This is a genomic window from Candidatus Nitrosotenuis uzonensis, assembly GCF_000723185.1.
Classification (GTDB): Archaea; Thermoproteota; Nitrososphaeria; order Nitrososphaerales; family Nitrosopumilaceae; genus Nitrosotenuis; species Nitrosotenuis uzonensis.
Map to the genome: position 1 here is coordinate 198,106 of NZ_CBTY010000008.1, position 25,465 is coordinate 223,570.

General features: G+C 42.3%; 39 protein-coding genes and 1 tRNA gene. 31 read left to right on the top strand and 9 right to left on the bottom strand.

Annotated features, from left to right (window positions below; genetic code table 11):
• The first annotated feature begins 45 nt into the window (after positions 1 to 45).
• The 6 genes from purQ to NITUZ_RS03690 all read left to right on the top strand — a co-directional run bounded on the left by purQ (position 46) and on the right by NITUZ_RS03690 (position 6,917).
• Positions 46 to 726 (top strand): phosphoribosylformylglycinamidine synthase subunit PurQ, encoded by a 681-nt coding sequence (purQ, locus tag NITUZ_RS03665; protein ID WP_048195403.1) that lies wholly within the window; start codon positions 46 to 48, stop codon positions 724 to 726.
• Positions 723 to 2,888, top strand: coding sequence for a phosphoribosylformylglycinamidine synthase subunit PurL (purL, locus tag NITUZ_RS03670; RefSeq protein WP_048195405.1), 2,166 nt, complete (start codon positions 723 to 725; stop codon positions 2,886 to 2,888). Before purQ ends, purL begins: the two co-directional genes overlap by 4 nt.
• Positions 2,881 to 4,311 carry an amidophosphoribosyltransferase gene (purF, locus tag NITUZ_RS03675; RefSeq protein WP_048195408.1) on the top strand — a complete coding sequence of 477 codons (1,431 nt, stop codon included), beginning with the start codon at positions 2,881 to 2,883 and terminating at the stop codon, positions 4,309 to 4,311. Before purL ends, purF begins: the two co-directional genes overlap by 8 nt.
• Entirely contained in the window at positions 4,312 to 4,557 is a 246-nt protein-coding gene (locus NITUZ_RS03680; RefSeq protein WP_048195411.1) for an Lrp/AsnC family transcriptional regulator, read from the top strand. It abuts the gene before it with no gap.
• A gap of 144 nt (positions 4,558 to 4,701) precedes the next feature.
• Complete coding sequence (locus NITUZ_RS09655; protein ID WP_052370062.1) at positions 4,702 to 6,477, top strand: cache domain-containing protein; 1,776 nt, start codon at positions 4,702 to 4,704, stop codon at positions 6,475 to 6,477.
• 53 nt (positions 6,478 to 6,530) lie between these two features.
• Complete coding sequence (locus NITUZ_RS03690) at positions 6,531 to 6,917, top strand: hypothetical protein (RefSeq protein ID WP_048195412.1); 387 nt, start codon at positions 6,531 to 6,533, stop codon at positions 6,915 to 6,917.
• Here the strand turns inward: NITUZ_RS03690 and NITUZ_RS03695 are convergent.
• Positions 6,914 to 7,120: a hypothetical protein gene (locus tag NITUZ_RS03695; protein WP_048195415.1), complete on the bottom strand. Its 207-nt coding sequence runs from the start codon at positions 7,118 to 7,120 to the stop codon at positions 6,914 to 6,916. The two genes, NITUZ_RS03690 and NITUZ_RS03695, sit on opposite strands and share 4 nt — an antisense overlap.
• A gap of 104 nt (positions 7,121 to 7,224) precedes the next feature.
• On the opposite strand from NITUZ_RS03695, the gene purC reads away from it, so the two are divergent.
• Both purC and NITUZ_RS03705 read left to right on the top strand, forming a co-directional pair.
• Positions 7,225 to 8,049 (top strand): phosphoribosylaminoimidazolesuccinocarboxamide synthase, encoded by an 825-nt coding sequence (gene purC / locus NITUZ_RS03700; protein ID WP_048195417.1) that lies wholly within the window; start codon positions 7,225 to 7,227, stop codon positions 8,047 to 8,049.
• A 305-nt stretch (positions 8,050 to 8,354) separates the two neighbouring features.
• Complete coding sequence (locus NITUZ_RS03705) at positions 8,355 to 8,873, top strand: ArsR/SmtB family transcription factor (RefSeq protein WP_048195419.1); 519 nt, start codon at positions 8,355 to 8,357, stop codon at positions 8,871 to 8,873.
• Here the strand turns inward: NITUZ_RS03705 and NITUZ_RS03710 are convergent.
• A complete protein-coding gene (locus tag NITUZ_RS03710) occupies positions 8,866 to 9,282 on the bottom strand; it encodes a DUF371 domain-containing protein (RefSeq protein ID WP_048195421.1) in 417 nt (138 codons plus the stop codon). The genes NITUZ_RS03705 and NITUZ_RS03710 overlap by 8 nt on opposite strands.
• A 54-nt stretch (positions 9,283 to 9,336) precedes the next feature.
• On the opposite strand from NITUZ_RS03710, the gene psmA reads away from it, so the two are divergent.
• From psmA to NITUZ_RS03820, 22 genes are all read left to right on the top strand, one after another.
• A complete protein-coding gene (gene psmA / locus NITUZ_RS03715; protein ID WP_048195423.1) occupies positions 9,337 to 10,074 on the top strand; it encodes an archaeal proteasome endopeptidase complex subunit alpha in 738 nt (245 codons plus the stop codon).
• Positions 10,075 to 10,083: 9 nt separating this feature from the next.
• Positions 10,084 to 10,899: a putative RNA uridine N3 methyltransferase gene (locus NITUZ_RS03720; protein ID WP_048195425.1), complete on the top strand. Its 816-nt coding sequence runs from the start codon at positions 10,084 to 10,086 to the stop codon at positions 10,897 to 10,899.
• A 185-nt stretch (positions 10,900 to 11,084) separates the two neighbouring features.
• Positions 11,085 to 12,077, top strand: coding sequence for a 50S ribosomal protein L3 (locus tag NITUZ_RS03725; protein ID WP_048195427.1), 993 nt, complete (start codon positions 11,085 to 11,087; stop codon positions 12,075 to 12,077).
• Positions 12,074 to 12,883 (top strand): 50S ribosomal protein L4, encoded by an 810-nt coding sequence (gene rpl4p, locus NITUZ_RS03730; protein WP_048195429.1) that lies wholly within the window; start codon positions 12,074 to 12,076, stop codon positions 12,881 to 12,883. The genes NITUZ_RS03725 and rpl4p overlap by 4 nt, the downstream gene beginning before the upstream one ends.
• The gene (gene rplW, locus NITUZ_RS03735) at positions 12,880 to 13,146 is read left to right on the top strand and encodes a 50S ribosomal protein L23 (protein ID WP_048195431.1); all 267 of its coding nucleotides are present in this window, start codon (positions 12,880 to 12,882) and stop codon (positions 13,144 to 13,146) included. The genes rpl4p and rplW overlap by 4 nt, the downstream gene beginning before the upstream one ends.
• Before the next feature lie 37 nt (positions 13,147 to 13,183).
• Positions 13,184 to 13,579, top strand: coding sequence for a 30S ribosomal protein S19 (locus NITUZ_RS03740; protein WP_048195434.1), 396 nt, complete (start codon positions 13,184 to 13,186; stop codon positions 13,577 to 13,579).
• A gap of 5 nt (positions 13,580 to 13,584) precedes the next feature.
• Positions 13,585 to 14,043 (top strand): 50S ribosomal protein L22, encoded by a 459-nt coding sequence (locus NITUZ_RS03745; RefSeq protein ID WP_048195436.1) that lies wholly within the window; start codon positions 13,585 to 13,587, stop codon positions 14,041 to 14,043.
• Positions 14,044 to 14,045: 2 nt separating this feature from the next.
• Entirely contained in the window at positions 14,046 to 14,780 is a 735-nt protein-coding gene (locus NITUZ_RS03750) for a 30S ribosomal protein S3 (protein ID WP_048195438.1), read from the top strand.
• On the top strand, positions 14,781 to 14,984 hold the full coding sequence (gene rpmC, locus NITUZ_RS03755) for a 50S ribosomal protein L29 (RefSeq protein WP_048195440.1): 204 nt from the start codon (positions 14,781 to 14,783) through the stop codon (positions 14,982 to 14,984).
• A complete protein-coding gene (locus NITUZ_RS03760; RefSeq protein WP_048195442.1) occupies positions 14,981 to 15,247 on the top strand; it encodes a ribonuclease P protein component 1 in 267 nt (88 codons plus the stop codon). Before rpmC ends, NITUZ_RS03760 begins: the two co-directional genes overlap by 4 nt.
• Positions 15,244 to 15,549 (top strand): 30S ribosomal protein S17, encoded by a 306-nt coding sequence (gene rpsQ, locus NITUZ_RS03765; protein ID WP_048195444.1) that lies wholly within the window; start codon positions 15,244 to 15,246, stop codon positions 15,547 to 15,549. Before NITUZ_RS03760 ends, rpsQ begins: the two co-directional genes overlap by 4 nt.
• A gap of 1 nt (position 15,550) precedes the next feature.
• Positions 15,551 to 15,988 carry a 50S ribosomal protein L14 gene (locus NITUZ_RS03770; protein WP_048195447.1) on the top strand — a complete coding sequence of 146 codons (438 nt, stop codon included), beginning with the start codon at positions 15,551 to 15,553 and terminating at the stop codon, positions 15,986 to 15,988.
• Between the two features lies 1 nt (position 15,989).
• Positions 15,990 to 16,493, top strand: coding sequence for a 50S ribosomal protein L24 (rplX, locus tag NITUZ_RS03775; RefSeq protein WP_048195449.1), 504 nt, complete (start codon positions 15,990 to 15,992; stop codon positions 16,491 to 16,493).
• On the top strand, positions 16,493 to 17,209 hold the full coding sequence (locus tag NITUZ_RS03780; RefSeq protein WP_048195451.1) for a 30S ribosomal protein S4e: 717 nt from the start codon (positions 16,493 to 16,495) through the stop codon (positions 17,207 to 17,209). The genes rplX and NITUZ_RS03780 overlap by 1 nt, the downstream gene beginning before the upstream one ends.
• 4 nt (positions 17,210 to 17,213) lie before the next feature.
• A complete protein-coding gene (locus NITUZ_RS03785) occupies positions 17,214 to 17,729 on the top strand; it encodes a 50S ribosomal protein L5 (RefSeq protein ID WP_048195453.1) in 516 nt (171 codons plus the stop codon).
• Complete coding sequence (locus NITUZ_RS03790) at positions 17,726 to 17,905, top strand: 30S ribosomal protein S14 (protein ID WP_048195455.1); 180 nt, start codon at positions 17,726 to 17,728, stop codon at positions 17,903 to 17,905. The genes NITUZ_RS03785 and NITUZ_RS03790 overlap by 4 nt, the downstream gene beginning before the upstream one ends.
• Positions 17,906 to 17,909: 4 nt before the next feature.
• A complete protein-coding gene (locus NITUZ_RS03795) occupies positions 17,910 to 18,302 on the top strand; it encodes a 30S ribosomal protein S8 (RefSeq protein ID WP_048195456.1) in 393 nt (130 codons plus the stop codon).
• Complete coding sequence (gene rplF, locus NITUZ_RS03800) at positions 18,292 to 18,849, top strand: 50S ribosomal protein L6 (RefSeq protein ID WP_048195459.1); 558 nt, start codon at positions 18,292 to 18,294, stop codon at positions 18,847 to 18,849. The genes NITUZ_RS03795 and rplF overlap by 11 nt, the downstream gene beginning before the upstream one ends.
• Before the next feature lie 105 nt (positions 18,850 to 18,954).
• A tRNA-Asn gene (locus tag NITUZ_RS03805) sits at positions 18,955 to 19,028 on the top strand.
• 201 nt (positions 19,029 to 19,229) lie between these two features.
• The gene (locus NITUZ_RS03810; RefSeq protein ID WP_048195461.1) at positions 19,230 to 19,478 is read left to right on the top strand and encodes a hypothetical protein; all 249 of its coding nucleotides are present in this window, start codon (positions 19,230 to 19,232) and stop codon (positions 19,476 to 19,478) included.
• A 32-nt stretch (positions 19,479 to 19,510) separates the two neighbouring features.
• The gene (locus NITUZ_RS03815; RefSeq protein ID WP_048195463.1) at positions 19,511 to 19,882 is read left to right on the top strand and encodes a DUF1428 domain-containing protein; all 372 of its coding nucleotides are present in this window, start codon (positions 19,511 to 19,513) and stop codon (positions 19,880 to 19,882) included.
• Between the two features lie 492 nt (positions 19,883 to 20,374).
• Positions 20,375 to 20,818 (top strand): NUDIX hydrolase, encoded by a 444-nt coding sequence (locus NITUZ_RS03820; protein WP_048195465.1) that lies wholly within the window; start codon positions 20,375 to 20,377, stop codon positions 20,816 to 20,818.
• 35 nt (positions 20,819 to 20,853) lie between these two features.
• Here the strand turns inward: NITUZ_RS03820 and NITUZ_RS03825 are convergent, their stop codons facing one another.
• The 4 genes from NITUZ_RS03825 to NITUZ_RS03840 form a co-directional block, all read right to left on the bottom strand.
• Entirely contained in the window at positions 20,854 to 21,075 is a 222-nt protein-coding gene (locus NITUZ_RS03825) for a hypothetical protein (protein WP_048195471.1), read from the bottom strand.
• A gap of 149 nt (positions 21,076 to 21,224) precedes the next feature.
• Positions 21,225 to 21,464 (bottom strand): hypothetical protein, encoded by a 240-nt coding sequence (locus NITUZ_RS03830; protein ID WP_048195473.1) that lies wholly within the window; start codon positions 21,462 to 21,464, stop codon positions 21,225 to 21,227.
• Positions 21,465 to 21,530: 66 nt separating this feature from the next.
• Positions 21,531 to 21,848 (bottom strand): hypothetical protein, encoded by a 318-nt coding sequence (locus NITUZ_RS03835; protein WP_048195475.1) that lies wholly within the window; start codon positions 21,846 to 21,848, stop codon positions 21,531 to 21,533.
• Positions 21,849 to 21,878: 30 nt separating this feature from the next.
• Positions 21,879 to 22,316 carry a hypothetical protein gene (locus NITUZ_RS03840; protein ID WP_155991321.1) on the bottom strand — a complete coding sequence of 146 codons (438 nt, stop codon included), beginning with the start codon at positions 22,314 to 22,316 and terminating at the stop codon, positions 21,879 to 21,881.
• A gap of 144 nt (positions 22,317 to 22,460) precedes the next feature.
• Here NITUZ_RS03840 and NITUZ_RS03845 point away from each other — a divergent pair, with 144 nt between their 5' ends.
• Positions 22,461 to 22,802 carry a hypothetical protein gene (locus NITUZ_RS03845; protein ID WP_048195479.1) on the top strand — a complete coding sequence of 114 codons (342 nt, stop codon included), beginning with the start codon at positions 22,461 to 22,463 and terminating at the stop codon, positions 22,800 to 22,802.
• On the opposite strand, the gene NITUZ_RS03850 is transcribed toward NITUZ_RS03845, so the two are convergent.
• The 3 genes from NITUZ_RS03850 to NITUZ_RS03860 form a co-directional block, all read right to left on the bottom strand.
• Positions 22,795 to 23,451 carry a Snf7 family protein gene (locus NITUZ_RS03850; RefSeq protein WP_048195481.1) on the bottom strand — a complete coding sequence of 219 codons (657 nt, stop codon included), beginning with the start codon at positions 23,449 to 23,451 and terminating at the stop codon, positions 22,795 to 22,797. The two genes, NITUZ_RS03845 and NITUZ_RS03850, sit on opposite strands and share 8 nt — an antisense overlap.
• 88 nt (positions 23,452 to 23,539) lie before the next feature.
• Positions 23,540 to 24,619, bottom strand: a complete 1,080-nt coding sequence (locus tag NITUZ_RS03855; protein ID WP_048196043.1) for a redoxin family protein — start codon at positions 24,617 to 24,619, stop codon at positions 23,540 to 23,542.
• 4 nt (positions 24,620 to 24,623) lie between these two features.
• Positions 24,624 to 25,352, bottom strand: coding sequence for a cytochrome c biogenesis CcdA family protein (locus NITUZ_RS03860; protein ID WP_048195483.1), 729 nt, complete (start codon positions 25,350 to 25,352; stop codon positions 24,624 to 24,626).
• Positions 25,353 to 25,465 lie beyond the last annotated feature (113 nt).

The window sequence follows — 25,465 nt, forward strand, 5'->3', positions numbered from 1 at the left end:
TGTCATTCGATTATGGTTTAATAGTGCGGTCGGAGAACTTGATTTGTGAGAGTCGGCGTCATAGTTTTCCCCGGCAGCAACTGCGATCGGGATATGTATCATGTACTAAAGGACGTCTTCAATCTAGATGTCCAGTATTTCTGGCACGAGGACAAACTTCCAAAGAATCTTGACGCAGTCGTGCTTCCTGGCGGATTCTCCTATGGAGACAGGCTGAGGGCCGGAGTCATCGCAGCCCACAGTCCTGTAATTGCCGATGTAAAAAAAATGGCTGATAAGGGAATGCCAGTTCTAGGCGTCTGCAACGGCTTTCAAATCCTAGTGGAATCAGAACTGCTCCCAGGCGTATTGCTAAGAAACACTTCGCTGAACTTTATGTGCAGATGGACTGAGTTAATAGTGGAAAACAATAGAACGCCGTTTACCAGTCAGTTTGAGCTAAAACAAAGAATCCCAATACCAATTGCAAACGGGGAAGGCCGTTACTATGTTGACAAGGCGACTCTGGCAGTACTCAAGAAAAATAATCAGATAGTATTCAGATATGGCGAGAACATCAACGATTCAGTATTTGACATAGCAGGAATATGCAACAAAGAGGGAAACGTCGTTGGCATGATGCCCCATCCGGAGCGCGCCGTGGAAGCGGAGATAAACCCCAAAGACAGCCGACCTTCAAACCTGATATTTGAATCCCTGATAGCCACTGTCGGTGCAAGACGATGAGCCTCCATCCGCAAGAACTCGAATACCTGACAAAGAAAATCGGTCGTACGCCAAATGAGACTGAAACGCATATAGTGGCAGCAGAGTGGTCGGAGCACTGCTCTTACAAATCATCAAAAATACACCTGAAAATGCTTCCCACATCGGGTCCGCGAGTAATTCATGAAAAAGGATACGATTCCGGGGTCCTTGACGTGGGAGATGGTTATGTGGTAACAGTTCACATTGAAAGTCACAACCATCCGTCTGCAGTTGAGCCGTATGGGGGTGCTGCCACAGGAGTGGGCGGTGTGATAAGGGACATACTGTCTGCTGGCACAAGACCGATTGCAATACTTGATGGATTACGATTTGGAAATATAGAAAAGGACTCTCATGCCCGCTGGCTTTTCAAGAACGCCGTGACTGGAATCGCCGATTATGGCAACTGCCTTGGCATCCCTACCGTTGGAGGGGAGGTAGAGTTCGATGAATGTTATACAAATTATGCACTAGTTGATGTCGCATCGGTGGGTTTTGGAAAAAAAGAAAATCTATTCAAAAATCATGCAGAGCCTGGTGACGTGGTAGTCCTAATGGGCGGCTCTACCGGCCGGGACGGAATAGGAGGAGCGCAGTTTGCCTCTGATTCTCTTGAAACGGAAGACCGCTCAGCTGTGCAGATTCCAGACCCATTCATTGAAAAACTGATAATAGAGGCAACACTTGAGGCGCGAAACAAAGGCTGCATCAAGGCAATCAAGGATCTTGGGGGTGGAGGCCTATCTTGCGCAGTTTCAGAAACTGCCGATGCACTGGGTGTGGGAATAGAACTTGACGTAGCCCAAGTCCACCTAAGAGAGCAGAACATGAAGCCATCTGAAATAATGACATCCGAGTCGCAGGAGCGAATGCTGATAATCACTGATAAGAAAAAACTCGCTACACTGCAACAGATCTGCAAGCGGTTCAGGATAAGCTGCTCTGTAATAGGAAAGGTAACTGGCGATAAAATAATGAAGGTCAGGGAAAAAAACACCGTACTTGCTTCAATGCCGGCGGAAATTGTTGCAAACGCGCCTCTGCTTGATAGGCCATCAAAAAGACCTGCATATATTGACGAGCTAAAAAAGAAAAAAGAACCAAAGCCTGCCCTCGATATGACAAGAACACTTCTGAGGCTTCTTGCAAGTCCAAACATTGCAAGCAAGTCGTGGGTGTATGGCCAGTACGACCATGAAGTGGGAATAAGAACTGTTGTAAAGCCAGGAGTAGATTCGGCAGTACTGCGACTGGACAACGGAAAATATCTTGCAGTAAAGATAGACGGCAATCCCAAGCACTGCTATCTTGATCCAAGACATGGCGCTATTGGCTGCTTTGAGGAAGCGTGCAGAAATGTAGTGTGCACGGGAGCCACACCAATAGGAATGGTGGACCACCTGCAGTTTGGAAACCCCGAAAACCCGGAAATATTCTGGACATTTCTAGAATCCCTCAAGGGAATAACCGAATTCTCAAAATATTATGGCATACCATGTGTTGGCGGCAAGGTGAGCCTTTACAACGAGACGCCGCAAGGCCCAATCAAGCCAACACCGCTGATCGGCGTGCTAGGACTCATCGACAAAAACCCGCTCAAACCGCAAAAAATAGTGGACAACGATGTGCTGTTGTTGGTGGGTAGAACAAAGGATGAGCTTGGCGGCTCTGAATACTATGAGTACATACACAAATTCATCGGAGGCCATTGTCCTCAAGTTGACATGAGGGAATCAAAAAAGAACATGGATGCAGTGCTCCATCTGATACAAAACGCAAAATTAAAGGCAGCACACGACTGCTCAAAGGGCGGATTTGCGGTCGCGGCAAGCGAGATTGCAATGACTAGCGACATAGGCTGCACAATATCGCTTGAGAATGTACCACAGGACAAAATATCTTGTGATAAACTGTTATTCTCAGAGAGCCACTCGCGGTATCTTCTGGTGGTAGAACCTGCAAACCTTGACTCCGTCGTGGAATATCTTCGAGAATGCAAGGTAGAATTTGGCCTTGTTGGAAGATTCCACGGCAAAGAAATAGAGATACTGCATAAGAAAAAGCCGATTGCAAAACTAAGGGTTGATAAAGCACATGACAAGTGGTTTAATTCACTGAGGGATCTGGTGCTTCATGGTTAAAGAGAACTGTGGCGTTGTTGGTATTTTCAGCAGCGACGGTGTGAACGTAATTCCGATGGTAATTGATGCATTAAGGGCACTACAACATCGGGGTCAGGAAGCATGGGGAATTGCAGTTCCAAAAAAATCGCCAATAAAACGCCTAGGTCTTGTATCGTCAGCATCACACGAATTTCAAAAGATAACTGAAGATTATGCATCGCCTGCAGCAATAGGCCATGTGAGATATTCGACAGTAGGCAAAAGCAACCTTGAGAATGCGCAGCCATTGAAAGTAAAGGATCTGTGTATTGCGCACAATGGAACTATAGCAAACGTTGCAGAGCTTGCAAACCTTGTAGGAGGATGCACGTTTACACCACAGAATGCAAGCGACACGCTCATTGCAGCACAGCGTCTTGTATCACTAATGTCTACTAACGGCAAGCTCGGCAGCGCATTATCTATTTTGAAAAACGAGATGGCCGGCTCCTATTGCTTTACTTTTGTATCTGATGACAATGCCGTTTATGCGGCACGCGACCCTCGTGGCTTCAGGCCCATGGTTCTTGGCTCAAAGGAGGAGGGTGGCGTAAGCATAGTTGCATCAGAATCATCGGCCCTTACTGCCATAGGTGCAAAACTTGTCCGTGATGTTGTTCCAGGCGAGCTGCTCAAGTTTAGCAACAACGGAATGGAATCGGAAATGTTCTCTGAGGAAAAAAAGCGAGCCCACTGCTCGTTTGAGTTTACGTATTTTGCGCACCCTACATCAAGAATGGAGGGAACAAACATCTATGTGGCAAGAAAAAGGATTGGCCAGTTCCTTGCAAGAAAGTTTCCAATAAAGGATGCCGACCTTGTAATTCCGGTGCCTGACTCTGCAAGGCCCGCTGCCCTCGGATATGCGCAGGAGCTTGGGCTACCTTTTGATGAGGGACTACTAAAAGACAGATATAGCAAAAAAGGTCCACTGCGCAGCTTTATCGAACCGCACCAGAGTGATAGAGTGGAGATAAACCGCTGGATAATCCCGATAACAGATATAATTTCAGGAAAGCACGTAGTTGTAATTGATGATAGTCTTGTGCGCGGCACAAGCTCAAAAGCAATCATAAAAGCACTCAGACGGGCTGGGGCAAGCAAGATAAGCATGTTGATAACGTATCCTCCAATAAAATACCCCTGTTATGCAGGAATTGATTTTCCGTCACAGGATGAGCTTGCAACGGGAATTATTGATGGTGTGACTGATGAACAGATCATCGAAAAAATAAGGAGCGATATCGGGGCTGACTTTTTAGGATACAACGACGCAGAGAATCTAGCAAACGCGGTGGGAATACCGCATAACTCTATGTGCTTTACATGCACCACCGGAGACTATGCCACACTCGGAATAAAGCCAACATTCAAAACCCGTGCAGAAGTCAAGGGTGAATAGATGGAAATAGCATTCGTTCTTGTAAAGTGTGAAATGGCGCACGAAATGGATGTCATGCGAGAAATCCTAAAGATCGATGGTGTAAAGGAAGCACACGGCACATACGGCATGTATGATATTTTTGTAAAGGTGCAGGGCCCATCACACAAAGAAGTATCAGAAATTGTTACAAAAAAACTAAGAAGAATACCGAACGTCATTTCAACTACCACGCTCTCTACAATTCCAGAACAGGGCGGCAAATAATTTCTACAATCAGAATTCGGTTTGTTTGATTTTAAAGTATTCTTGTTACAACGTATGATGGTAGGATAGTAACTTTTAAGTTCTTCCAAATCATACAAATAGAATGGAGGGAAGATCATCAATAAGACGATACATGCCGTCTTGTTGTGTTTAATTCCGGCACTAATCATTACAATCACATACGGGGAGCATCTGGCTGCTCAAGAATACAGTAGAATAATTGAACAAAAAGAAGCAAAGACATTGCCAATCGTTTCTAGATTTGAAACTGAACTGCTGGATATTGTTTCGTTAATTGAGATAACTGCAAAACAGGACAGTGTCACGACTCCCCCCGATCCAAGTCTGCTAGTTTCCAAACTTCATGGAGTTGGAGAATATGACGAATTGGAAAAGCGAGCTTTGGCAAAAACCATACTGTATAATCGAAATGACATTGACACGGTATTTTTCGTACTTCCAAACGGCGATATGTACATGATCGAACCATATCAAAGACAGCTTGATGTGGTTTCGACCAACTTTGCTTTCAGAGATTGGTATATCGGTTTGATGAAGACAAACGGCACGTATGTGAGTGAGCTATTCTCACCGCAAGGAAAGACTTACAACACCATCGGAATTGTAACTCCCGTAAAGTCCCCATCGGGCGAATTTGTTGGAATATGGGGGGCGCTTATCAATCTTGACGAATGGACAAATCAGTTTGCGTCTATAAAGCTGAACAAAAATGAGTATGTCTTTCTAGTTGATCATAATGGAAATCTGATCGTTGATTCTAGGAACAGAGCCTATAAAGTAATGGATTCTCTACTGCATTTGAAAAGTGTTAATGAAGTGTTAAAAAGAAAATCTGGAACTGTAGTTGAAACACTACATGGTTCTGAAATGTTTGTAATGTATGTGCCAATCATCGTTGGAAGCCACACATGGGGAATTATTGTGGCCGAACCGCATTCTAACGTGTTTTCAAGTATTAACTCAATTCGCTTTTATTATGTAATGACAACAGCGGTAATACTATCTGTCGCTTTAATTGCAATCCTATCTGTGAGAAGATTTGCAAAGAGAGGATGGTTCTGGTCGCAAGATATCGAAAAGATCTGGCAGATGGAGGATATAGATCCACTATCCCGAGAAATACCTTCTATCAAAACACTGCCTCGAAAATCAAACCGTATGACCCTCTTTGCTATCTTAACAGGATTTCTTATGGTGGCAAGCGTACTATATTTCTTGTATGTGCCTCAAATTGTTCCTCTTGAAGAGATGAAGAGTGCCTTTGTGGTACAGAATCTTAGGGGCGATACGATAGATACATGGGTCAATTGGAAAATTTCGGCAGGCGATCTGTTTCATATCCATGTGATGGATTCACAGGAGCTAACAGAGAGCAGACTTAAAATCATAAACAATGTAATCAACTCAAGGGAAACTGTCACTGTGGATGATTCATTACTGCACAAGGGCCTGCATGGAACTTCGTCCGTGTATTATGTTGGATGGCGCGGAGCACTTGAAAGCCTCTCTAATATACGTACAAAATATCCAATTCCAATTACACTACATACCATTACAACAGATGAGGGAGATGGACACATTGTAATACGACTCAGCGACCTTAGAAGCTCAGACGGATATTCCGGATACACAAAATCATATGTTGATGAGGAAAATCATCAGATACTAAAATCTGTAATTACGATATATGATGTTAATAACATAACTGACGAACAACTCGCGATCATTTTACGACATGAGATTGGCCATGGACTGGGATTGGGCCACTCAACTGCTCCAGAAGATCTGATGGCACCAACAATAACCACACCGTACCCATACATATCCGAATGTGCGCTTGATGCTTTAATCGATTTGTATAATGGAAATGCAAAAAGCCAATTTGTATGTGAAAAATAATATCTGCTACAAGAAAAGCTAATCTTAATAGTCAGAATTTTGCTCTTACTCTGATGGCTGTATACAGATATCTTGTGATTGTGGCCGCTGCCGCAATCGTAGGAATAGGCATACTAATTACATTTTCATTATCCAAAGGAACATTCTCAAGCCAAGACTATGAAATCGATGTAGACCCTTTCAAGGATCCGCAGAACCTGTTTGTGACAGCAAGAGTGATGGTGCAAAACACTGGGGGAAAGGATCTGACAAACGTCAAAGTTGATTTTGGGGCGGGCCACTTGTTAATACTCGGGACACTTGCACCTGGACAAAAGGTCATTTTGTCGCCTCCTGATGGAAATCCACTAGAACAAGTTACAGTAACTGCAGACAATGGTATTGTAGTGACAAAACCGTACAGAATACCACCAAAGATGCCTGGTATGATGGGTTCCTAGGTTAGTGCTTTTTTGTCTTTTTTCCAGACCCGAACGTCATCAACATAAACGTGATCCTCAAAATCAAACACTGTATGCCATCTTTTATCGTGGGGAAGCATTTTGTCCATCTCACGAACATTTCTTGCAGTAGGAAACTTGTTTGTTAGTGCACCCCACCTCATGTTGGGGATCTTTGGCATGATCTCGTTTATATCGCGCATGCTTGTGAAGCGGAATTTCCATTGATAAATTTTTGTCTGTACTTGAAAAATACAAACACGTGTCTTTCAAAATTGTTATAAAATAACACATCAAATGTTCAACATTGAAGTTTCTTGGTTCAGGCAAAGTAAAGGATGTATATGACCTTGAAGATGGAACACTGCTTTTCAAATTCAGCGACAGAGTTTCCGCATATGATGTAAAATTTGCCGATCCTATACCTCGTAAAGGCGAAGTATTGTGCAAATTTGCCGAATTCTGGTTCAATAAACTACCTGTACAGAACCACTTTGTAAGATTACGATCAGCAAACGAAGTAATTGTAAGAAAAATGAAAATGATTCCAGTGGAATGCGTTGTTCGCGGATACTTTTACGGCAGCCTGATCACACGATGGAAGGAAGGCCAGATCACCCTTCCATCGGATACTGTAACTGAAATTGCTGCAAAACTACCTCGTCCAATTTTTGATCCTACGACAAAATCAGAGCACGATGAGCCACTTAACAGAGAAACTGCTATAGAAAGGAGTCTTGTAACTGAGCAGGAATATTCCTGGCTTGAATCAAAGTCAATTCAAATCTACAACATGATGTACGAGGTGGCAGATAGGGCAGGTTTTATACTGGCTGACCTGAAACTGGAGTTTGGCAAGCTTGATAACAAGATAATTCTTGGCGATTCTATAGGGCCGGACGAGTATAGAATGTGGCCAAAGGATGGATATGCCGTAGGCAAGATACAAGAATCATACGATAAGCAAATTCTACGAGACTGGTTAACCGCAAACGGATATCAAAAACAGTTTGAGGATGCACGGAAAAAAGGAGAAGAGCCAGTAGCGCCACCAATACCTGAGGAGATAATCCGGAAAATGTCAGAACGATACGTAATCTCTTATGAGAAGATAACCGGAAAGCATCTTTAGCCATATCTTCTCACTTTCAACTCGAATTCTAATTTCTCCAGATCCTGTTTTCTGCGGTTTTACACTCATTTTAGAACCCCGTCTCCCAGCTTGGCCATTTTTTTTATTTTTTTCGTATTGGTCGTAGCGGTACAATATTATTGATTATAGTGGGATAAATCTTATACCATATTGATAATTTTCGTATTGGTTACCAATTATTTTAAACCGGTATGAAATTTACCGTAGCATAAAAAAGTTAATGCGAATGGACAAAAAAATCTGATGCGACGATCTTTTAGCTGAACCTTGGACTTGCAAATATCATGTCTACCATACTTGAAAAATCAATCAAAATCAACAGAGTGATGACAATATCTCTCTCACAGGCAAAAGCCCTGGAAGATCCGGCCAGAGCCAAAATCGTAGAAGCATTATACCACAAGCAGCTGACAACTGAGCAAATTGCAAAGGAGCTTCAAAAATCAGGTTATAACAAAGCTCTGACAACAATACGACATCACCTTGAAATTCTAAAAGATGCTGGCCTTATTGAAATTGTTAGAATCGAAGAAATCAGAGGTGCGATTGCAAAATACTATGGTACTTCAACCAAGCTAATATCAAGTGAATCTGCAAAAGACATCGACTCAAAATATTCTGCACTGATAAAAACAACATCCGTAAAAATCGAAAAAATTCTAGATGGAATCGCAAAAAAGCCAGCACTTCAGAAAAAATCAGAAGGCACTCAAAACGAGCACCTTATGATGGAGATCGTAAACCGAGCAATAGCTCAAGTGCTGGAAAGCAAAAGCTTCACTGGCAATAAAAAACTCAAGTAACCTCAATTACAAACAGGCCCCTTGTTTTGGGGTCCTGCAACTGTTTTATCATTTTTCTTGGTATGTCATCGGAGGCCTTGTCGCAGTTTATCGCAAGCGTGCGGGGGCACGTATATCTGCTCTTTCGTATGACTATGTCATGAGTGTTTTCCAGCACAAGATCCTCATGACCGTTTCCAAAAACAACAAACGAGCTTTCATCTACTTTGATCGTGATTTTTATTTTCGACTCCGATCGCCTTAGTGCCCGCTTCATCTGTTCTGGAATGCCGCTGCATCCACATGAAGCGTTAACCCCTACAATGCAGTCGCCCTGCACCGTTAGCTCAGGCTCAGTTGTAATCTCTATTGTTCTTGGATGAAACGCTCTCATGTTGGGATGTCCGTAAAATGGAATCTCGAATCGCACGAGCACACAGTATAACTAAACTTAAAATAAACGTTAAAAGGAGCAAAATCAGAATTGCTTCCTTCTCAACAAGGCTATGACAGAGCCATTACAATATTTTCACCTGACGGAAGATTGTATCAGGTCGAATACGCGATCGAAACTGTGCGCCGGGGCGCAATTGCAGTCGGCGTCAAAGCAAAAGATGGAGTCGTTATTGCAGTTGAAGAAAAACCCCGCAAACTGCAAATCTCAGAGAACGCCCACAAGATTTTCCAAATCGATGATCATATCGGATTTGCAGCAGCCGGATACATACCAGATGCAAGAAGCCAAGCTGACAATGCAAGATTCTTTGCACAAAGCAACCGCATCGTATATGATGAACCGGTAGACGTTGAAACAGTTGCAAAACACCTTGCTGACCAATGCCAACAATACACACAGTTTGGCGGTGCAAGGCCGTTTGGCGTTGCACTAATCATAGCAGGAGTTGACTCTCATGGAAACTCGTTGTATCTTACAGACCCTAGCGGCACGTACATTGCATATGACGCCGTTGCAATCGGATCCGGTTCTGAACAAGCAAACGATTTTCTTGAGAAAAACTACAAAGCTGATATGTCCCTTGATGATGCGGCTGCACTGGCAACAGCATGCATCTATCTTGCAAGCGACCAGAAAGAAGGCACAGACCACATCAAGATGTCAGAAATAAAAACAGCGTCAAGACAATTTGTCAAAGTATCTGAAGAGCAAATTGCAAACTATGCAAAAGCTGCAAAACAAAAATTCCCGACGCCTAACGCGTAGACAATCTCATTGAACCTTTCAGTAGCAATTCCTGACTCATCGCTCAAGGACGAAACCACAAAACTAGACAAGTCACGCAAGATTTCAATCATAGCAAGGGCCTGCGCCATCTTCAAAGTAAACGCTATTTTCATCTATGATGAGGGAAAAGGAAACGAGCAAGATCGTTTTCTACTTGCAACCATTCTGAAATATCTTGAAACCCCTCAATATCTCAGACGCGCACTCTTTCCTAAAATGGATGATCTAAAATATGCCGGCATCCTGCATCCACTACAAATTCCCCACCACTCGCTTTCTGCGGATGTAAAAAGCCTCAAGGAGGGTGATCTAAGAGAGGCGGCCGTAGTCCACTACAAAGGGAAAAAATTCCTCGATATTGGAATACACAAACTCATACCTTACTATGGCAGAGAGCACGAGAAAAAAAGAATAACAGTTCAGATAAAATCCACAGAGCCGGTTGTGACAGTCAAAGAGATCTCAGAATTTTACATCAAAGAGTACTGGGGCTACAAGGTAAAGGAGAGGCCGAACCTGATGAACATTCTTGAAGAATGGAAAGGCAACATCATTCTGACTTCACGTAAGGGCAAGGATGCAACGCTTGGTCAGATCCAAGAATATGCAAAATCCGACAAGCCTCTTCTGCTCGTATTTGGAGCACCAGACAGAGGACTGTATGACATACTTGGAAAAAAAATAAACGAAATACAAAACACTAGGGTGCTAAACTTTTTTCCAAATCAGGCCACAGCTACAATACGCTTGGAAGAGGCAATGCTTGGCATAATGTCGATTCTGAACTTTGCAAACTCAAATTAGTAGCTTGCATGCAATTCCGAGTATGCCAAAGCAGGGCGCATTTCTCAGACTGGCAATCCTAGTTGGATTGGTGGGAATAACAATTGGGGCAATCACACTGTACATTTCGATCAGCGATATACTGACACCGTAACTTTCGTTATCCCTAGGTATATAATGGGGTTAACGAATGTTTTCGATTATCCATGGGTCATAGAAAACATAGTCAACCACGTCGTGGAAGTCTTGCATATCTGCCTAGAGGACGTGCCAAAAGCATGGAGGCCAGAATCAGAACTTGGCCTGAAATCAACTCGGAACAACCAAAACTGCTTGGCTATGCAGGGTTCAAGGTAGGCTGCATCCAAATTGTCAGCATTGATGACAGAGAAAAGACACCAAACCATGGAAAACAACTGGTAAGTCTTGGTACGGTTGTAGCAACACCACCAATATCTGTCATCGGCATGCGCGGTTACTATGACGATGTTTATGGTTCACACGCGCTTTTTGATGTTTATAGCACTGATCTTCCAAAAGAAGTTTCAAGATTATTTACATTAAAGCAAAAAGATGGGGTTGCAGAAAAGGCAGAAAAACTTCTTGGCAGAGTTGATGAGCTTCATGCCATTGTTGCAGTCATGCCAAACCAGGCAGGGATTGCACAAAAAAAGCCGTATGTTTTTGAAGTCGCAGTAAAGGGAGGCGACATAAAACAACAATTTGATTTTGTGAAAGGATTATTTGGAAAACAAGTAAAAATTGAGGATGTGTTTGAGCTTGGCTCAAGCGTCGACGTTGCATCAATCACTAAAGGAAAAGGATGGGAAGGCCCTATCACTAGGTGGGGTGTAAAGCGCAAGCAACACAAATCAAGAAAGAGCGTAAGAGCTGTAGGTTCACTAGGCCCTATTTCTCCTGCAAGCATCATGTATACGGTACCACGTGCAGGACAGCGAGGCTTCCATCAAAGAGTTGAATACAACAAACGAATCATGATAATGAGCAACACAGAAAAAAATGAATTCAAAATAAATCCTGATGGCGGATTCAAACATTATGGTTTTGTTAACGGCGACTTTGTAGTTCTAAAGGGCTCAATTCCTGGAACATATAGGAGAATGGTAAAACTAAGAACCCAAATACGAAACGTTCCATCTAAAGTTCTCAAACCGAACATACTTGAGGTTGTAATATGAAAGCGCAAACATTCTCACTAACTGGCACAAAACAGGATGAAATAGATCTACCCAAAGTATTCCTGACTCCATTAAGAGAGGATCTAATTCACAAAGCATATGTCAACTTGGACTCTCACCACTATCAAAGACAGGGAAGATATCCTGCAGCAGGCATGAACGTAGTTGCAATGTCAAATGACCCGCCTACGGGCCACGGACAGGCAAGAGTCGCACGAATTAGGGGAGGCGGTCCAAGACGAGGACAGGCAGCAGGAGTTGCAATGGTACGAGGCGGAAGACAGGCCCATCCACCCACATCAGAAAAGGTAATACACAAAAAACTCAACAAAAAAGAAAAACGATTTGCTTTGTGCTCTGCAATCGCGGCCACTGCGTCAAAAGACATCATCGCATCACGCGGCCATGTGGTAGAAAAGATTCCATCCTTCCCGATGATAGTATCAGATGATATAGAAAAAGTGACCAAGGCAAAAGAAATCTCCAAGATACTTGATGCACTCAACCTATCTGCAGATGTGCAAAGACTTGAGAAGCGAAAAGCGCGTTCAGGCAGGTCTGCAATAAGAGGAAGAAAGACCAAAGTGGGAAAAAGCGTACTGTTTGTAACAAAAGATCCGAAAAACCTTGCAAAGGCATGCGGTTCAATACCTGGAATAGACGTATGTGCAGCAAGCGCATTGTCTGTGCTTGATTTGGCACCTGGCTCAAAACCAGCCAGACTTACCGTTTATACAAAATCTGCGCTGGATGAAATCAGCAAGATAAAGTCACCACACCTTGAGCTCATGGAGGCATTAAAATGAATACTGCACAAGCAACAAAGATAATCATACGACCATACATTACAGAGAAGACATTCGCGTTAATCGAAAAAGATGCGCGAATCTGTTTTATCGTAGATACCGAGTCCAACAAGAACATGATTAAAGAAGCAATAAAGACTCTCTACGAAGAGGACGCAATCGATATCAACACTGCAAGAACGATCTCAGGCAAAAAGGCATTTGTGAAATTCGAAACTGTAGAGAAAGCACGAGACCTTGCCACAAAGATAGGAATGCTATAAATGATGCCACGAATCTCAATCCTAAAGGTGCTAAAGAATGGTTAAGGAATTTGACTATAGGGGAATCCCACTGGATCAGCTACAGAACATGTCGCTTGAAAAGCTGTTCGAGATATTTCCCGCAAGAGCAAGACGCTCCCTGACACGTGGAATTACGGATGGTAAAAGAAAATTAATTGAGGAAATAAAGCTTGACAAAGCCGGCAAATCAAAAAACCCAATTAAAACACACATACGTGATCTTGTAATTTTGCCCTACATGGTAGGAGTAACAGTTAACGTCTTTTCAGGAAAAGAGTTTGTTCCAGTGACAATAACACCGCCAATGATCGGTCATTTTCTTGGCGAGTATGTCAGAACTAACAAACGAGTGCAACATGGTGCGCCAGGCGTAGGGGCATCACGATCTAGTCTATACGTCCCGTTGAAGTGAGAAATATGCCGCATTTTGGTTACGCCTTTCAAAATTTTGACTCAACAAAGCACGTACGTGCTTCAGTTAGGGAAAAGGGAATTTCACACAAACATGCGCGCGAGGTTGCAAAGATGATCAACGGTCTCTCGATAGAGAAAGCGCGCGATAATTTGCAGGAAGTAATTGCGCTCAAGCGTGCCGTTCCGTTTAGAAGATACAAGAACGAGGTTGGACACCGCTCCGACACTGGAGTGATGTCTGGCAGATACCCACAAAAGACAGCAACAGAATTTATCAAACTCCTTGACAACCTTGAAGCTAACGCAGAGTACAAAGGAATGGACCTTGACAGACTAAAGATAATTTCTGCAGTGACACACAAGGGCGTAATAGTAAAAAGATTTACTCCGAGGGCACAGGGAAGAGCCACTCCGAAAAACAATGTACTCACACATATTGAGCTGGTAGCTCAGGAGATCTAATAATGTCCTCAGTCAAAAATGTAATCAAAGACAATTACAACATGATGCTTCTCAGAGACTATCTGAGATCTGCAATCAAGGAAGCAGGATTCTCACACGTTGAAATCTCAAAGACACCGACGGGCACAAGAGTAGTGTTACACGTCACAAGACCTGGAATTGTAATTGGCAGAAAAGGAACAGGCATACGAGACTTGACAGAAAAACTTGAAAAAGATTTTGGACTCAAAAACCCACAGATAGCAGTAAACGAGATAGCGCAACCAGAACTTACAGCCAGCGTAATGTGCAACAGACTTGCATCATTAATTGAGCGCGGCACCGCATTTAGAAGAGCGACAATGTGGTCACTGCAGCAAATCATGAATGCAGGAGCAATGGGCGTTCAAATTACAGTATCTGGCAAGCTCAGAGGAGATCGTTCCTCATTTGAAAAACACTCACTTGGAATTCTACCGCGCGCAGGACATCAAGCAAACATTATCGTAGATGAAGACATCACACACGTTCCAACCCCTATGGGATACATAGGAATCAGAATCCGAATAGCAAAGAAGGACAAATACATCCCAGAATTTGAGTTAAAGGGTGCTAAAGAAGCAGAACGAGAAGCAAGAAGACTTGCAAGAGAGGAAGCAGAGCGCAAAGCTAGAACAGAGAGTGAAGAAGTAAAACTAATCGCAGAAAAAATAGAAAACCTTGATCTCTTAGATGACGTAGAGGAGAAACTAAAGTAAATGGCCCGACTAAAGATGAAATCAATCCGAGAGCTCAACGAGACAGACTTGAAGGACAGACTAATGCAATCAAAAATCGAATTATCAAAACTAAGAATGGAAGCCGCAAAAGGAACCGTTAGAAAGGAAAGTGGAAAGATACGGGCTTTACGAAAAGAAGTAGCAAGGATGCTTACAAGGCAAAACGAGTTGAAAAAGAAATGATTACTGCACAGAACCTAGTAAACCATGAATTAATAGGACTTCAAACACAGATTGCGAACTCTACAAACAACTCGATAGTGGGCATGTCGGGGCAAATAATTGATGAGACAAAATCAATGCTTACATTGCAGACTCAAAGCGGAGTGAAAATGATTCAAAAACAGCACAACACGTGGAAATTTACACTAAATAGCCAAGACATAATAATTGATGGTAATCTAATCTCAAAAAGACCAGAGGACAGAATAAAGGTGAAAGCATGACAAAAAACACAGAATCTAAAACGTACAAAGGAATCGTTATGGATAACGGAGAGCCACTTAGCGTGCGTGGAAAGCTCTTTGAGGGCAAGGTAGTGAGCGCAAAGAACAAAAACACAGTCGTAATCCAGCACGAAAGCCCTCTTTACATCAAGAAATCAAAACGATATGCAAGAAGCAAGAGCAAAATTCATGCCTACAAGTCAGCAAAGCTCGAGATAAAGGAGGGCACAACTGTGGTGGCAGCCGAGTGCAGGCCAATTGCAAAATCCGTCTCTTTTGTAGTGGTGGAGGTCAAGTCATAAAATGTCTGCAGGAAAAAGTCGTGCAGTATCTGCAAAGGGCGTACAAGAGTTCAGACCATATGTTACAAGATCACTCCCGCTTGGAGCAAGAATCACGTGCGCAGATAACACCGGAGCAAAAATACTGGAGATAATAATGGTAAAAAGAGCAAAGACAAGAACATCCAGATATCCGTCTGCAGCTGTGGGTGACTTTGTAAATGTGGTGGTAAAGAAAGGCCCTGCAGAGCTAAGAAAGCAGATCTTTGGCGCTGTAATAATCAGGCAAAAATATCCTATTAGAAGACTAAACGGAGTTCGAGTTACATTTGAAGACAACGCAGCTGTTCTTGTTACTCCGGAAGGCGAAATAAAAGGAACTGACATAAAAGGACCTGTAGCAGCAGAAGCATCTGAGAAATGGCCACGTGTTGCAAACTTGGCGTCAATGGTGGTATAACATGAAGCCTACACTGATCCGCAACCGTACAATCTACAAAGCGTCTTCGTTTATCCGAAGTAAGCAAATGTGCAGTCACCTATCTGATGATCTGGCAAAAAAGTACAACAAGCGAAGTGTACGAGTAACGGAAGGCGATACGGTAAAGGTGATGAGGGGCGAGTACAAGGGCGTCTCTGGCAAAATATTGAGAGTATCTTCTGAGAAGAATGGTGTTGCAATAGAAGGCATCAAGAAGGAAAAACTCAAGGGCGGAAACTTGGACGTTTACATTCACACATCAAACTTGGTGGTAACTGATCTTAATACGGAAGACAAGTGGAGAGTAAACAAACTGGAAGGCAAGGCTCAACCAAAAGAATCCAAAACTTTAGAGAAAAAAGAATCAAAGCCGGAACCAAAACCAAAGACAGAGCAAAAAGCAGACTCAAAACCAGCTCAAAAAGAGGCCAAGAAAGATAAAGAATCAAAAGTAGCCAAGACCGCAAAAAAGGAGGATAAGTAATGCCAAGCATAGCAGGAAGTAAGAAACTAAAAAGACAGATGGCTCCGATGTTCTGGGGCATCTCAAGAAAACGTCCACGATTTGTTACTACTGTGCGTCCAGGACCGCACGGAAAGAACGTGTCAATTCCTACCAAAGTCTTCCTAAGGGACATGCTAAAACTAGTGACAACCGCACGAGAAGCACATTATGCAATCTACAACGGTAAAGTGAAAATTGACGGGATTACAAGAAAATCAATACACCATGGTATAGGACTTATGGATGTCATAGAGCTGGATGGAGTGTCTGACGCGTACAGACTAGTTCCAGGAAATGGTCACATACTGCATCCAATTAAAATCAAAAACTCAGAAAAGAATGTAAAGCTGGTCAAGGTCACAACTAAATCCACCATAAAATCTGGAAAAACACAGCTTGGATTCCATGATGGCCGCTCGCTACTCTCCGATGTAAAGATAAACGTTGGTGATTCGTGCCTGATGCAGGTACCAGAACAAAAAATTAATGAAGTAATCAAACTAGAACAAGGCTCCAAAGTGATAGTAACGAAGGGAGTCAACGCAGGCCAAGTTGCAGAAGTAAAAGAAATCAAAGAGGGCACGTTCATACTACCAAAGCGTGTTCTGCTATCTTTTGGACAAAGAGAAATCGAAATCCCAGCAGAACTTGTTATGGCAGTTGGCAAAAAGGAACCCATCATTCAAATAGCGTGATATTATGGCAGAAGAAAATACAATGAAAACAATTCGACTCGAAAAAGTTGTCCTGAATATGGGTGTTGGAAGATCCGGTGAGACAATAGAAGTTGCAAAAAAAGCACTTGATTCAATAACTAACAAAAAATCCTGCGCAAGAGACGCAAAGACAACACAGAGAGACTGGGGCGTAAGAAAGGGAGAGCCAATAGGCGTTGCAGTAACAGTACGCGACGAGGATGCAAAGCAGCTCCTAAAAAGACTGCTTGCAGCAGTAGGCAACAGACTGAAAGGAAGATCATTTGATAATTTTGGCAACGTTTCATTTGGAATTAAAGAGCACATCGACATTCCAGGAATAAAATACGATCCACAGATTGGTATCTTGGGGCTTGAGGCGGCAGTTACGCTAACTAGGCCTGGCTTTAGCATTAGAGTGAGGAGTAGACACAAGGCAAGTGTGGGTGCAAAGCACCGAATTTCGCGTGAGGAAGCACAGCAGTTTTTAACTAGGGAGTTTGGGGTGGAAATCGTATAATGAAAGACAGATCATACAAGTACACTGGAAGAAAAGAACACAAGTTCGGAAAGGGGTCAAGATGGTGCAAAAGATGCGGCGACTACACGGCTGTAATACAAAAATATCATCTTAATATCTGCAGACGATGTTTCAGAGAGGTAGCAAATTCACTCGGATTTGCAAAATATAGGTGAGAACATGCCGGCAACTAATGTTTTAGGTAATCTTTTCAATACCATTTACAACAACGAAGCAAGACGAAGAACAGAATGCATCATACTGCCTACCTCTAAACTTGCAATCGAAGTGCTCAAGACACTTCAAAAACACAACTATATTGGCGAATTTGAACACGTTGAAGACAAACGAGGCGGCAAGTTCAAGATTCAGCTTCTGGCGCATATTACAAAATGTGGTGCAATCACCCCAAGATTCAAGGTAAAAAAAGACGAGTTTAACGACTGGGAGCAGCAATATCTGCCGTCATACAACAAAGGAATGCTTATTGTGACCACAAACCAAGGCGTGATGTCACACCATGAGGCTGCAAACAAAGGAATTGGAGGTTTCCTGATAGGGTATGTCTACTAAACAGGAAGAGATCTTCGAAGCTACATTTGAAGTACCGCAAAAGGTCAAGGTAACACTTGATAAGCATATGCTCCATGTGGAAGGCCCTCTAGGAAAAACACACAAGAACTTTAAGAAAATACCAGTCGAGCTTGAAGTAAAAGACAACAAAGTACGAGTCAGAGCGATAAATTCGAGGAAAAAATACTTTGCAATTGCAAATACTGCATATTCTATAATCCGGACACTCTGCGATGGCGTTCTTAACGGATACACAATAAAAATGAAGATTATTTATGCACACTTTCCAATCACGGTAAAGACAAAAGACGGACTTGTTCTGGTAGAGAACTTTCAGGGTGAGAGAGCTCCAAGAATAGCCAAGATTCGCGGCCAAACAAAGGTCGTATCAAAAGGCGATGAAGTAGTGCTTACAGGCCCTGTTCTTAACGATGTGACCCAGACAGCAGCTGACATACAGGCAAGGACCAAGGTCAGAAACAAAGACCACAGAGTCTTCCTTGATGGAATTTACCAATTCTACAAGGAAAAGGGAATAGAAAAATAATCTCTTAAGTTTTCAGATAATTTCACACCCCAATCATTGTTTTGCTCTTTTTGATCACACCTACCAGTAAGAATTAAATCGCTTGCGTCAAGGACAGAGTCTGTTGCCGCCCTAGCTCAGCGTGGTAGAGCGCCTGACTGTTAATCAGGGGGTCGTCAGTTCAAGTCTGACGGGCGGCGCCTTATCTTTCTAAATTCGAGTTCTGAAAGATTTTTTATTGTATTGGATGCCTGCTGTTCTGACTTTGGCGCATGATGTGAGACAATATTTCAAAATTCGAATTTAGAAATATTGATCGTTGCAACCGTTTGTGTTGATTCTGTTAGACCACTGCGATCTAATATCTGATCGAATACTAGGAATAATGCAGGAGGTTTACATTGGCCAGAACTAGAAGGGCCAACAGATATTGTGTTGATTGTGGCGGGAGACTAACTTATTATCCACACCTATCAAATCCAAAGGCCCCAAACGAACACAGGGTTCTAGTTTATGCATGTCCTGACTGTACCAAGGACTTTGAGAAGCCAAAACTATTTTCAATTAAAAGAAACCAGGTAGAAGACCCTCTTGAAACTGTAGAGATTGCCATAGTCCAGACAAGGGAAAAAGTTCCAAACGCCGCATAAAAAGTCATAAGGAATTATAATCTAGATCATTCATGGTAAAAAGCAAAGCCCGGTATGTAGATGGATTTGTGCTTCCAGTACCGAAGCGCAAAATTGAGGCATACAGGCAACTTGCCAGAAAAGCTGGTAAAATATGGATTGAGCACGGCGCACTAGAGTTTAGAGAATGTGTAGGCGACAATCTTAATGTAAAAATGGCAATGCCGTTTCCTCAAAAAATCAAACCCAAGCCTGGCGAGACGATAATGTTCTCGTGGATTGCATTCAAGTCACGCGCCCACCGTGACAGCGTAAATGCCAAGGTCATCAATGATCCGCGTCTTGCAGAAATGGACACAAAATCAATGCCTTTTGACCCAAAACGTATGCTTTATGGTGGGTTCAAGATTCTTGTCTCACTCTGATTTTAACAAAAAATCTCGTTTTTGACCATATTCTTGCAAAAAACACCCCACCCTTTTGGGGCAAAACTCGGTCAAGAAATTATGAATTTTGTGCGTGATGAACGAGCGAATGGTCTTCTATTTCCTTCATTCTCTGAATGTGAAAAAACCAGATTTCTGCCCAGAAAGTGCCATTTTTGCAGGGGGTTTAGCTTTTATTCGTGAGAAAAAATGAAGGACGATGTTTTACTGGGTAATGGGGATGTTTTGAGGGTTGTCTGCAATAGATACGAACAAACGTTAAACCCCCTGCAAAAACAGGCATTTTTGAAAAAATCATTCCATTCGTAAAGACTAGATCAATAATGGGGGGTTTAGCTTTTACGAACAAATTCCAAAATCCCCAAATCAGGCATCTTTTTATGCAGTTTGCTGAAAAACTGTGCCTAGACCCAACATGCATTTTTTTGGCGCTGGAGCAAAAGACGTTTAATTCCGTTTCAAGAGAAATTAATGGTGCGCAGAGCCCCGAAAAAAGAATACGACCGCTTTAGAAGATATTTCGCATTTCCATGTGTTGATCTTGTCATATTTGATGGCCAATCGGTGCTTCTTACAAAAAGGACAAGAAATCCATACCGAGGCTATTGGCATCTTCCTGGAAGCATCATACACAGAGGAGAAAAAATTACAGACGTAGTAAGACGTTCTGCAAAGGAAGAGCTGGGATTAACTGTGAGAAAAATGCAATACATTGGCGTCTATGAAAGCATGGATAAATTCAGACATGACGTTGCTCACGGGTTTCTTATCTCCGTTGGGTCAGGAAAAATCAGTCTTGACTCTCAGAGTAGTGAATTTAGGTTCTTTAAGAGACTGCCTTCAAAAATAATCCCACATCACCGCAAGGTAGTAAATGATGCCTGCAAGCTTGCTGTTTGTAGGCATAAAAAATAAAATATTTCAAAATTCGAATTTGGAAACATTGTCAGTTATCTGACTTTGCTTTTTGCAATCTGCTGCTTTGTCTTCATGAATGCTTTCTCAGGACAAAGCTCATCGCCACACACCATGCCGGTCCATTTACTGAACTTGTGTTTTGGGGATTTGCTTGCAGGCTTTGCCTCTGCATCTTGTATTGGTGTTAATGTCATTACCAATACAGCTGATAGCAAGACAGTAATTGCCAGCAGACCTAGTAGTCTTTTGCTCATATTGTGCCTATTGGCGCACAATTAATTAACTGATCTTTTCAGTATATTTCAAAATTCGAATTTAGAAAGAACAGAAATCTGCACGGTCTAATCAGATGCACAATACCGCCAAAGGATTAGGTAAATTAAAAAACGAAAAAGGGGGTCGGCTACTGGTTTCTACTCTGCTGACCTTTTTGGAGCCCTGTTGATGCCTGTTTTAGGCCGTTACACAGATCCATGCCGCAGACTTTGGAATTACTGTGCTTTTTGCCGGTACTAGTATCCTTCAGGTATGTTCCTTTGGATTTGACTGCTTCAGCATCTGGAACGAATTCGAATGCGGTAGCTACTACTCCGAACAGCAGCAAGCCTGCAGAAAGTACAGCCGCAAACATTATCTTATTCATAATCACGGGACTGTGATCTGGATTATTAAACTGTTCTAAGAAATTAATCATAGAAAAGATCTGAACTCAGACTTCGTCTCTCCAGATGGTTGGAAGTCTTTCAATTTTCTCGATTATCTCAAGTGCAAGATCGCTGTTTCGCTCTTGCAACGCGACAGAGAAATCATAACCAAGCTTTATGGCTTCTGGAGAAAGTTCTTTGAGGTTTTTCAGATCTCTTCCTTCAGTTCTAACTCTTTCTCCAAGTGCGCACGTCTTCCAGTTATCTGAGAGGTCTTGGTGTTTCTGGGTCAGTTCGTCCTGAAGTCTTGCACGCCATTCCTTTAACTCCATCTTTTTTATGAGCTGTTCTGTTTTCTGGGAATAAAACACTCTCACGGACATAATTGTGTACAAAACTAGAAATTCTTTTCGCTATTGCTTGCCTGCCAGTATTTGATCTAAGGCTTTTGACATTTTTTCTATGCCGTATTTGTTGATCATCGCAGAAAGTTGTCTTATTATGAGTGCATTTTCTACATCTGAATTAGTATTGTCTTGTTTTGACTGCTTCTGCACTGGCACATCTGTGCCTGAACTGAACATATTCAATTCCTCCTCAAATTTTCGCTGTGCCTCCTTGATCTTCTCAAGATGTGACACCTTATTCTGTATGTGTGCATTAACGAACTTGACGAACTGATTTGCGTTTCTGGTATCGTTACCTGCTTCTGCGAACTTGTCCTTTACTTTCTCAGAATGTTCCCTTGTATCTATCTCTTCTTCTTTAAAGTACAACTTTCTGAACGTAGGGCCGAACGGATCCTCGTCATTTTGAGACGTATCCTGTTTTTCGAGATACTTTCTGGGCACGGAATCCTTGCCTGAATGAAGATAATATGGTCTTTTTTGTAACAAACAAACAAACAGCACCAGCAGGCGTGCATTTGCAATTTCAACACTTTGTTAAAACTCGTTTATCACGATTCTATTAAGAATTGAGCCTCCAACCATTTTGTGGAAGAGTTAGACCTAAAGTTGTATTTGGCAAAAAAGCCAACCGACGAGCAGATAAAAGCACTTCAGGATTATTTCAAGGAAGTCCCAATTGAAGAAATTCTGGTAGGGCTAAAGTTTGCAAAAAACAGATGGTCAGCAAAAGATGCCGGTGTACTCAAAGTAGGCAGAAAGAGCATAATCCAAAAAGAAATTCATTCCGTTACAAGTGAGCAAGCGCAGTGGAGACTCAAGAACTGGAAAATGATGATAACAAACTACAGACGTAGAGGATACAGCTACCCGACCATATCTAGAATCAAGAAAATTCTAATTGAAAAAAGCAAAAAAAAGTCTAAATGATTGATTCTTTTCTTTGAAGTGCTGGGCTTGGAATCCCTGTAGGCGGTTCCGGAATACTTGCTCTTGCCTGTCCTTCAATCACAGACTGAGCTTCCTCAAGTATTGCCAGAGTGTCAGCATTCGGACTGTATGTCGTCATAGTTGAATCTGCAGAGTTCATTGATGAACCAGTGAGCACGTCTCCGAGTATTTGCGAGAGGTTTTGCATTGAGTTTGTAGCCTCAGGCATGATTCCTGAGAGAGACGCACCGAGTCCTTTGATTACAGACATGCACGGACTGAGTGTGACCACTATATCTCCAAGCTCTGATACTGTGTTCAATCTAAGCTGAATCTGTTCTAACGCCAATTTTGCGCCGTTTACCATGTTGTGCATTTTTCTTATCTCTAATAATTCGGTTGCATACGCCTTTGCATGCATGTTGTTGTTTGATTTTTGTGCAGCAATAATTTTGTTAAAAATATAATCGTGTTTTTGTTTGATTTTCAATGCAATTGAATCTAGCTTGACAATCTGGAGCTGCAAGTTTTTTTGTGCCACATCTATTTTGTTCTTTAGCGGCACATCGGGCTTTACTTTGTCCAGTATCCTCTGTGAGAGGTTATCTGATCTTCCAAAATCATTCCATTTGTCGCTTATTGACCCCATTTTCTTAATATTGGTAAAAAAATTAGTTTTAAAGCGGTTTGTAACCGATGATACTGTCACTCCGGTTACATGGTATAGCAGTTACATTCTATCCGAAGGTAAATGTGTAGATCTCAAAGCCTGGCGAGTTCACTCGTATCTCCATTACCTGAGATGTGGCAATCTCAGAGTCGACCAAATTATACAAAGTGAATTCTGATATGCTGGCCTTGCCGTCACTGACATCACTTCCAGAGATTTCTGCCGGTATTGGTATGTCGTTTATCAAAATATCCAGATCGGATTTGCCGCCTGCTACTATGTTAACTTGTTTTGCATGGTATGGCAGAACTATCTTTCCAGTATCCGAAACTAACACCATGCGGTCTTCGAGATTCTTCCATGTGCCCTCAAGGTAAAAGTAGTTTTCGTGAATCTTATCGGGTATGGAGTATATGACATCTCTTTCAGGTTGGAATCCCTCCTGATTTCCCAGCTTATTTCTACCATATGCAAAATTGTATCCAAAATAAAGTTCTGGCGTTCTTGAACTGTGCTCGAATTCTCTTATTTCCACTAGTGGTTGCGCCACTGCTATGTTGAGTCCGATTTTTTCTGCCCTCTTTTGCAGCAGCTCTTGTATTACTTTCTCAGTTTCATCGTATGCCCCCTCTCCTATGTGGTCATACCTGATGTATCCTTCATCATCTGCAATGTATTTTCTTGGCCAATATCTGTTTTCAAATGCGTCCCAGATCTTCTTGTCGTTATCCAAAACTACTGGATACTCTATTCCGAATTTTTCTACCGCAAGTCTTACGTTGTTGATGTCCTTTTCAAATTCAAACTCGGGTGAATGTATGCCAACTATTACAAGACCTTTGTCAGAATAGCGTTCATGCCATGCAGTAAGATAAGGGATCGTCCTCTGGCAGTTTATGCAACTATACGTCCAAATATCGTACAAGACGACCTTGCCTCTAAGATGGTCTTCTAGAGTTTGATCCGCATTGATATATCCTGCAATTCCGAGCATTTCTGGCGCTTTCTTCAAGCCTAGTTTGTCGAATTTATGCATGGCCGTATTTTGAACCGGAACATCAAGTGAGGTGAAATACACTCCTATTCCAACTACGACTGTGGCTACTATTGCCACCATCAACATTGCGGTCTTTATCTCATCTCTCATATCATCACCCAAGTAAAAGCGTGTTTAGAATCGGAAAGCTTGCAATACTTGCAAGCTGATTTGTCAGAACAAGGATTCCAAGTATTATTATGAACGCACCCATGACGAAAGAAAAATATCTCAAATGCTTACTCATTGCTCTGATTACGCCAGTCATTCTGGAAAAGAACACTCCAATTACTATGAATGGAATGCCAAGCCCCATCGAATATGCCAAAAGCAAAGTGAAAGCCTGGCTTGGGGTTGTGGCTGCAAGCGTCAGAATACTCCCAAGAATTGGTCCTATACATGGAGTCCATGATGTTGCAAATGCCAGACCGAATACAAATGATAGTGGGTAACTAGTCCTACCGTTCTGAGGGAAAAATCTTTTCTCAAAATTCAATCTTTGCATCCTAGTGGATAGTAATACGAACGCCCCAAATCCAATTATTATGATGCCTCCAACCTGATTGAAACTTGTTGTCAGCCCTGACGCAGTACTGGATAAGACGCTATTTATCACAACTCCAAATATTGAAAACACCACGGAAAATCCAAGCACAAAGAAAATTGTATTCATAACTACATTGAGTCTGTTAACCAACAAGGCGGGGCCACGGCTTTTTTGCAGATCTGTTATCGTGGTGCCTGATATGTATGCCAAAAACGCAGGTATGACAGGAAGTATGCATGGTGCAAGAAAAGATCCTAGTCCTGCTACAGCAGCTACTGCGATTGTAATCTCTGACAACGATAATCAAGCATGATTTTTTTATTAAAGGGTTATTCCAAATCCTAGTCAACGTCGATTTTGTATTGCTTTTTATCTAGCTAGGTATCAGTTTTGATATGAACAAGCGTTTT

Coding starts and splice junctions, on each gene's coding strand:
- NITUZ_RS03760 (WP_048195442.1), top strand. CDS start 14,981: ATGATTACTGCACAGAACCTAGTAAACCATGAATTAATAGGACTTCAA.
- NITUZ_RS03785 (WP_048195453.1), top strand. CDS start 17,214: ATGGCAGAAGAAAATACAATGAAAACAATTCGACTCGAAAAAGTTGTC.
- rpmC (WP_048195440.1), top strand. CDS start 14,781: ATGGCCCGACTAAAGATGAAATCAATCCGAGAGCTCAACGAGACAGAC.
- NITUZ_RS03770 (WP_048195447.1), top strand. CDS start 15,551: ATGTCTGCAGGAAAAAGTCGTGCAGTATCTGCAAAGGGCGTACAAGAG.
- NITUZ_RS03835 (WP_048195475.1), bottom strand. CDS start 21,848: ATGTCCGTGAGAGTGTTTTATTCCCAGAAAACAGAACAGCTCATAAAA.
- NITUZ_RS03690 (WP_048195412.1), top strand. CDS start 6,531: ATGGCTGTATACAGATATCTTGTGATTGTGGCCGCTGCCGCAATCGTA.
- NITUZ_RS03680 (WP_048195411.1), top strand. CDS start 4,312: ATGGAAATAGCATTCGTTCTTGTAAAGTGTGAAATGGCGCACGAAATG.
- NITUZ_RS03825 (WP_048195471.1), bottom strand. CDS start 21,075: ATGAGCAAAAGACTACTAGGTCTGCTGGCAATTACTGTCTTGCTATCA.
- rplW (WP_048195431.1), top strand. CDS start 12,880: ATGAATACTGCACAAGCAACAAAGATAATCATACGACCATACATTACA.
- NITUZ_RS03740 (WP_048195434.1), top strand. CDS start 13,184: ATGGTTAAGGAATTTGACTATAGGGGAATCCCACTGGATCAGCTACAG.
- NITUZ_RS03780 (WP_048195451.1), top strand. CDS start 16,493: ATGCCAAGCATAGCAGGAAGTAAGAAACTAAAAAGACAGATGGCTCCG.
- NITUZ_RS03750 (WP_048195438.1), top strand. CDS start 14,046: ATGTCCTCAGTCAAAAATGTAATCAAAGACAATTACAACATGATGCTT.
- rplX (WP_048195449.1), top strand. CDS start 15,990: ATGAAGCCTACACTGATCCGCAACCGTACAATCTACAAAGCGTCTTCG.
- NITUZ_RS03830 (WP_048195473.1), bottom strand. CDS start 21,464: ATGAATAAGATAATGTTTGCGGCTGTACTTTCTGCAGGCTTGCTGCTG.
- NITUZ_RS03855 (WP_048196043.1), bottom strand. CDS start 24,619: ATGAGAGATGAGATAAAGACCGCAATGTTGATGGTGGCAATAGTAGCC.
- NITUZ_RS03795 (WP_048195456.1), top strand. CDS start 17,910: ATGCCGGCAACTAATGTTTTAGGTAATCTTTTCAATACCATTTACAAC.
- NITUZ_RS03815 (WP_048195463.1), top strand. CDS start 19,511: ATGGTAAAAAGCAAAGCCCGGTATGTAGATGGATTTGTGCTTCCAGTA.
- purF (WP_048195408.1), top strand. CDS start 2,881: ATGGTTAAAGAGAACTGTGGCGTTGTTGGTATTTTCAGCAGCGACGGT.
- NITUZ_RS03850 (WP_048195481.1), bottom strand. CDS start 23,451: ATGGGGTCAATAAGCGACAAATGGAATGATTTTGGAAGATCAGATAAC.
- NITUZ_RS03705 (WP_048195419.1), top strand. CDS start 8,355: ATGTCTACCATACTTGAAAAATCAATCAAAATCAACAGAGTGATGACA.
- NITUZ_RS03695 (WP_048195415.1), bottom strand. CDS start 7,120: ATGCGCGATATAAACGAGATCATGCCAAAGATCCCCAACATGAGGTGG.
- NITUZ_RS03745 (WP_048195436.1), top strand. CDS start 13,585: ATGCCGCATTTTGGTTACGCCTTTCAAAATTTTGACTCAACAAAGCAC.
- rpsQ (WP_048195444.1), top strand. CDS start 15,244: ATGACAAAAAACACAGAATCTAAAACGTACAAAGGAATCGTTATGGAT.
- NITUZ_RS03820 (WP_048195465.1), top strand. CDS start 20,375: ATGGTGCGCAGAGCCCCGAAAAAAGAATACGACCGCTTTAGAAGATAT.
- NITUZ_RS03725 (WP_048195427.1), top strand. CDS start 11,085: ATGGGTCATAGAAAACATAGTCAACCACGTCGTGGAAGTCTTGCATAT.
- rpl4p (WP_048195429.1), top strand. CDS start 12,074: ATGAAAGCGCAAACATTCTCACTAACTGGCACAAAACAGGATGAAATA.
- purL (WP_048195405.1), top strand. CDS start 723: ATGAGCCTCCATCCGCAAGAACTCGAATACCTGACAAAGAAAATCGGT.
- rplF (WP_048195459.1), top strand. CDS start 18,292: ATGTCTACTAAACAGGAAGAGATCTTCGAAGCTACATTTGAAGTACCG.